Here is a 6893-nt window from a genome sequence, read left to right as displayed (position 1 = left end):
CAAGTTTTACTGCCTGTACTTTGTATTCATGGTCATATTTACGTGCCACTTTGAATACCTCCTTATTCTCTTGGTTTTATTATGAAATCCTTGAGAATAAACTGTCAACTTTTTTTATACCACACCAATCAGAATAAAAAACAAATTAAGAGAGGTAACTATATGAATCTTTGAGAAAACACTGTTTTAACCGATAAAGGAGCTGCACTGCAAAATAAACTTTTCAACGGACAACCTTTACAAATTACTGGAGCTGCTGCAGGAACAAAAAAAGTACCGGTAGTAAATCTTCGGTCTCAGACCGATGTATCAGGAGAAAAACAAAGACTTACTCTGCAAACTTCTAAAATTGAAAATGATATGATTGTACTTCCGGTACTTTTAGAAAATACAAGTTTAGAGGAAAGTTATTCTTTGTGGCAAATTGGATTTAATGCAGAAGACCCGGAAGAAGGAGAAATTCTATATTGTCTGTCACAGGCAGCAGAAGCCAAAAATATACCTTCTGTGTCCGAAAGTCCCGGTTTCTACATCACCTGGGATTTTTATTTTAAGAGTTCTGGTAATGTTCCAATCGAAGTCGGCATAAATTCTTCGGGACTTGTGTCTATCGAGAAATATCAAATACACACAGAGGCCATTAAAAAAATGCAGGATAGCTTAACTGACTGTCTGGCAGTGACACAAAATTTGTCGGACGTAGGTAATCTTTATACAGATTAAATAAATAAAGATATTATAGCGCACGTCCAAAATAATTGGAGCCAATTTACATCCACTTGTATAATTGATAAACTGGTGGCTTTAAGCCCTGGTATAACATATCATATCTATGGTTATAAAAATGGAAACAACTATGGCCGTGTCACCGTGGAAGTCTATGGAAATACACGAAAACAAATCGGTAATCTATATGGCGCTACATGGACATGGGAACAGGAAACGGATTTTATCGTCAATGTAGGTAATGATACTTATTGGTCATGGAGAAAATGAAGCAGCGGATTCCTCGAAATGTACGGAATCAAAAACTGGACTTCTGTCAAACCCATCGGCAATGGACCAACCTATTATTATGAATTAGAAATGAGTTACAAGGTTATGTTGCCGGCAGATGGAAATAGCCAGTTTTAATACAACAATCATCAGGCATGATGCTATTTGATAGCGCATGCCTGATGATATTATATATCCTCTGACAGCTGTCTGACCCCATATTTCTTTATCACTCTTGATATCAAATAGGAGAAAGCAATCAAAAATACCGTCAGAGAAATCACAGGAGTTACAACCCCCACTGCTGTGATCTCCGCATAAAATCTTGTAATCCCTATACTGCCAAATAAAGCACCAAACATACGGTTTGTAAAAAGCCCCACAGACAGAACCCCTAACAGAGCCCCAGAAAGCCCAATGATTCCAAAGCCCAATGCAAACTGAAGCCTCAGCTGACGGACTGAATACCCAAGACTTCTCTGGATAGCCAGATCCCTCTTCTGCTGTTTTAAAAATGTCATAGACAGAAGAAATGTGATGAAGCCCGACATACAGAGACATAAGATATAAAACAGGACAACCAAGGCCAAAATTCCATTCTGGATATCTGACATCATCCCTTCCACCTGGTCTCTGACACTTTCTGTCTTCAGATCAAGTCCTGCTCTCCTCCCTGCCTGCCCAATCCTCTTTATCACTTTTTGTTCTTTTGACTGATCCTTCAGAAGGATCTCACAAGAATGGTACTTGTAGCCAGAGGAAATCTTTCGAAATCCTTCAACAGTCATGCATCCGATTTTTCCTCCATCGTTGCTGGATTGATACAAGCCGACCACCAGGTACTTCTTCTCTTTTCCCTCATAAGTGATCCGCACCGTATCCCCAATATTTTTAGAGAGATACTTTGACGATATTTCCGTCAGCATCATCTCGTTATCATACTTCGGTATCCGCCCATCAAGCGGCTCCTGATAATTTCCGTCAGTAAACCTGCTGATCACGGACAAGAGCATCTTCTGCCCGTCCATATCCACGTATTCATGTTCTGACGAATAAACAGACCGGACATCCTTTTCCTGCTCCATGGTCTTCATAAATTCCTCAAAACTGTCGTTTTCCTTTATACCAGGCGTAAACGTCTCGGACACGGAAATATCAGAGTCTGTATTTCCAAACAGCGCCGCTGTCTTTTTAATATCCTTCATATTTTCGTTCAGTGCAGAAATGCTGACCAATGAAAAAACCATAAAACCACACACTATGATTAAAAGCATATATTGAGGCAGACGGACGGATACATTTTTCGCTGCCATTCGAAACGGCAGCGGAAGAACTGTTAAACGCTCCATAGGAATCTGATATCTCTTTTTAAAATAAATATCTTCCTTTCCATTGCGGATCGCCTGTATCGTAGAAAGCTTATAAATTCTTTTAAGGCTGAGCCAGGAAACCAGCAGCACAAATACTGCCATAACAGACACAGAGACCATGACTGGTACCGGGCGTACACCGCCGTGCCATAAGATCCCTGAACCGTCCATGGCAAACCTGGCCAGCGGGGATACGGTAAAAACCGATCCGATACATCCGCCTGCACCACCAAGAATAAATAAAAGTATCATATACAACATCTTCCCCGACACCAGTGTCCTTTTTGAGTAACCAAGTGCATTGAGAACACCGATTTCCTTATAATCATCCTCCAGAGACGACGCAATCAGATACCTGATGGTGATGAGCATAATAACCAATAAAAGAAGGCTGAACAGAAAGATCAGTCCCATAAAAATATCTGTTAAGATCATAGAAGACATCTTCATCATAGAGCTTTCCATATATAGAGAACCGCTTCTGGAAAACCCGGTTTTTTCATTCAAAGTTTTCATTCGGTCACTAAAATTTGTGCCGGCATCCGATTTCGTCCAAAGGCTGACCAGAGAAGCCTGATAGTGCTGGGCTCCCGGTGATTTCATTAGTTCACGGAAGGTTTCCTGATCCAGAAATAACTGCTTATATCCAGTCATGGCTCCTCCCAGAAAAGGATCCTCAAAAAATCCGGCAATCGGATACTTCTTTTTCTGCCCTGACATCTGCAGCATTACATCATCCTGCAGCTTTAACTGCTCTGAAGACTGTAAGGATACAGGAACAAAAATTCCTTTTCTATGCAGGTTGCCCTCTGTCAAGGTATACTGCCCAGGGACCGCACGGATGATGATCCCGTTTGAAAACCATTTGTTCCCGCCAAATCTGACACTGTTGTCCTGGCCGAGCAAAAGAATATCTTCCTTCTGCACACTTTTGGTTTCTGTTTGTTTTTTAAGCTTCTGATAGACTTTTTCCGCCTCTGGTTTTTGTTGTTTTGTAAAAATATTGATGACTTCCGGGGCATTTACCTTCCGTGCCATACGGTCATACTGTTCCCTGCTCTGCCACAGAACGGATACTGCGGTGTTCATCAAAAGGGTGATCAGCAGGCTTAAGAGAATCAGAATCACTGTCTGGCTTTTTCGCTTGCGGATATCATTTTTTATGACCATAAAAATACCCATGCTACCACCCCATTCCTGACAGCCAGCCGATCAGCTGCTTCTCCCGGACAGGGGCACCTGCCTCCTCATAAGGCGGCAGGCTTAATTCTCCCTCGATCTTCCCGTCCTTTAAATATAATATGCGGTCAGCCCTTAAGGCCGCCTTTAAGTCATGGGTCACGACCAAAATATTCTGGCCTGCCCGGCACAGAGAATAAAGCAGGTCTAAAATTTCTTTTCCAGAAGCCGAATTAAGGGCACCGGTTGGTTCATCCGCAAATAGGATCTTAGGACGGTTAATCAGAGCCCTTGCAATGGCACATCTTTGCTGCTGACCCCCAGACATCTGCGACGGCAGTCTCCGGGAGAGATCCGAGATGCCGGTTCTCTCTGTTAACTCCCGTGCCTCCTGATGTGTTTCTTTTTTACTTCTCCCTTTCTTTAAGTAACCCGCAGTACATATATTTTCAAAGCAGGTTAAATGAGACAGGAGATTCATCTGCTGAAAAATAAAACCAGCCGTCTCCTGGCGGAACCGGGCAGTATCCCGGTCCTTCTTTTTGTGCACTGGTTCTCCACAGACAGAAACTGTCCCGCTGGTAGCTGTGTCCATACCGCTCAGCATATAAAGCAGTGTTGACTTTCCAGAACCGCTGGGACCCATAATGACCGTAAATTGTCCGTCATAAATTTCCAAGTCAATATTTCTTAAGACGTGAAGCTGCTGTCCTTCGCTGGCATAGCTTTTGCATAGGTTTGATGTCTCAATGATTGTTTTCATGTATTACTCCTCCTTATGCTGCTATCCTAGCAAAAGAAATATTAAAAAGTCTTTAAATGGCCTGCTTATCTTTTAAAAGATACAGAGAAACCTGAAGCCCTGCTTTATTTTCCAGTTCCAGTCTCCCCTCCATCTGTCTCATCAGTACATCACTCAAGTATAGCCCAAGACCTGCACCCTGCTGATCAAGGGCATTCCGTCCCCGGTAAAATTTCTGCTTTGCATATAAGAAATCCTCCTCAGGTATACCAGGTCCTAAATCTTTGATACAGATGACAACGTACTCTTTTTGTTCTTCCATTTTGATCTCTACTGGAAACCCTTCTGCATATTTTCTGGCATTTCCAAGAATATTGTCTATCACTTGGATCAGACGCCTCTCATCTGCAAAAACAGTCCCCTGAACATCACATGGAAATACCTCTGTCCCTTCTTCACCAAGCGGGCACAGTACTCTTTCATAAATATCTTGAAAGTCCGTTGGTATCGGTACTACTTCCAGCCTGTCCATATCATTCAGAGAATGTAAAAACAGATCATCGGTTAATGCACTGACCTCATCACATTTCCTCATGATTGTTTCCAGATAACGTTTTCGCTTCTCTGGTGAGGCATCCAGATTCACAGATAGTCCTTCACAATAGTTTCGGATATTAGCAACCGGTGTCTTTATATCATGGGAGATCCCTGCGATCATTGTTTTATTCTGCTCTTTAACTGCTTCTTCTTTTTTTCTGGCTTCTTTGAGTTCCGTTCTCATACAATCAAAAGCCCAGCTAAATACTCCAAAAGCCTTAGAACGTTCCGCCTCCAGTGGAAAATCCAGATTACCTCTGGCAATCTCCCCAGCAAAGTGCTCCATTCTGGAGATAGGTCGTATCGCATAAAAATAGAAGTACAGAAAAAAACACAACATACCTGCAAACAGTATGCCACAGACTGTACCATAAATTCTTACCAAAGGAAGATCCCCTGTTCCTGTATGAAGATTTTTAGCCTTTTTTAATACAGCTTCTTGCTGGGTTTTAGTAAGAGATTGATCGTGGATTATCTCATTCCATACAGGGAGCATCTTATTAGAAGGATCGGAATTCTTTTTTATGTACCATCCCCCTATAAAAATAAGGATAAAGAATAAGATATAGGACACAAGGACAACTCTTAAAAAATGCTTTTTCATTTACTACTCCTCAAAACGGTAACCCTTACCGTAAACGGTCAGGATATGTTTCGGATTAGAGGGATCTTTTTCGATCTTCTCCCTCAGCCACCGGATGTGGACTGCCAGCACGGAAGGCGTGGATTCCGAGCCATACCCCCAGATTTCTGTAAACAACCTCTCTTTTGTCAAGATCTCCCCCGGGTGGGCAGCGAGATAGACAAGCAGTTCGTACATTTTTGAGGTTAATTCCAATGGCCTGCCCGCCTTTTCTACTGTCTGTCTTTTCTGATCAATGATAATATCAGAAAAACAGAGTGGCTGTAATACGGAATATCCATAAGTTCTCCGGAGCAGTGCCAGAACTCTGGAATGCAGCTCTGCCAGTGAATACGGTTTGGAGAGGTAATCATCTCCGCCGAGCATCAGCCCTTTTACCTTATCCGTGTCACTGGTCCTTGCGGAAATAAAGATAACTGGCACCTGCGTTTCTTTTCTGAGTTTTTCTATAAATTGAAAACCATTCATTCCTGGCAGATTGATGTCCAGAATAATCAGTCTGATGGGATGTTGGTATAAAGCATCAAATGCATCCTCCGCACTGCCTGCACGGAGACATCCAAGTCCTTTTTGTTCCATATAATCTATGGCGATCTCTGCAAGATCTCTGTCGTCTTCTACGATCAATATTTCTGATTGAAGCATATGTTTTCCTCCTGTTTGTTTTATAATTATAGCATGACATTGGAGAGGAGTTAGTTGGAAATGATGAGAAGTGAAAAAAATATATTTATATTTATTGAAATAGTCATTTGTAAGATTAACGGAACTATCTTACAAATGACTATGATAACTTTATTGTTAACTATGACAAAGGTGTGGTGTGCTGATAAAAAATCGTTCCATTTGTTGATATGAGACTATGAAAAAAAGTCTGTAAATAAGATTCTTCTATAATAATGAAGGGCGAAAGTCTTGAAAAACAGGCTTTTCGCCCTTACTTTATATATAACAGTTACAAAAAAACATGTCAACAGCAGGCGGTAAATCCGCCCGTTTTAGGCTGTCTTTGAATTACTCTGGGAGTCGTCCCTCGTACATGATGCTTAACTCCCCATATACCTGTGCCCAGTTGCGCATCGTTACCGTCCATTTCTTTGTAGCCTCAAATGTGGCTAAATACAGCGCTTTCAACAGCGCCGTATCACTTGGGAATACGCTTCTCTGGCGGTTCAGCTTCCGATAGGTGGAATTCAGTGATTCTATGGCATTGGTTGTGCTAACACGACATCGTGTTAGCACAACTTATACCGACAAAAAAACTATACCGACATTTCCAGGAATCCCACTGCATACAGATACTTTTGAAAAAATGTCGGCATAGTTTTGACAGCCGTAAAGATATACTTCATCATGGGAAGAAAAG

At 41.7% G+C, this 6893-nt stretch carries 5 protein-coding genes and 1 pseudogene; 1 reads left to right on the top strand and 5 read right to left on the bottom strand.

Translation table 11 applies throughout. The annotated features are described in order from the left end of the window. The first annotated feature begins 360 nt into the window (after positions 1-360). Positions 361-723 carry a hypothetical protein gene (locus CI597_RS18045; RefSeq protein ID WP_051405200.1) on the top strand — a complete coding sequence of 121 codons (363 nt, stop codon included), beginning with the start codon at positions 361-363 and terminating at the stop codon, positions 721-723. Between the two features lie 461 nt (positions 724-1184). Here the strand turns inward: CI597_RS18045 and CI597_RS17185 are convergent, their stop codons facing one another. From CI597_RS17185 to CI597_RS17165, 5 genes and pseudogenes are all read right to left on the bottom strand, one after another. Beyond that, entirely contained in the window at positions 1185-3548 is a 2364-nt protein-coding gene (locus CI597_RS17185; RefSeq protein WP_024727464.1) for an ABC transporter permease, read from the bottom strand. A 1-nt stretch (position 3549) separates the two neighbouring features. After that, positions 3550-4308: an ABC transporter ATP-binding protein gene (locus CI597_RS17180; protein WP_024727463.1), complete on the bottom strand. Its 759-nt coding sequence runs from the start codon at positions 4306-4308 to the stop codon at positions 3550-3552. Positions 4309-4360: 52 nt separating this feature from the next. Then, positions 4361-5269, bottom strand: a complete 909-nt coding sequence (locus CI597_RS17175; protein WP_158221725.1) for a sensor histidine kinase — start codon at positions 5267-5269, stop codon at positions 4361-4363. Between the two features lie 222 nt (positions 5270-5491). Then, entirely contained in the window at positions 5492-6172 is a 681-nt protein-coding gene (locus tag CI597_RS17170) for a response regulator transcription factor (RefSeq protein WP_024727461.1), read from the bottom strand. A gap of 369 nt (positions 6173-6541) precedes the next feature. Then, a pseudogene (locus CI597_RS17165) lies at positions 6542-6751 on the bottom strand (transposase); the annotation flags it as partial. Positions 6752-6893: the final 142 nt, after the last annotated feature.

The organism is Anaerostipes hominis (ex Lee et al. 2021), from assembly GCF_002270485.1.
In the GTDB taxonomy this organism is placed as follows: Bacteria; Bacillota; Clostridia; order Lachnospirales; family Lachnospiraceae; genus Anaerostipes; species Anaerostipes hominis.
The sequence above is the reverse complement of the archived record's forward strand: the minus strand, read 5'-3'. Positions and strand labels throughout refer to the sequence as shown.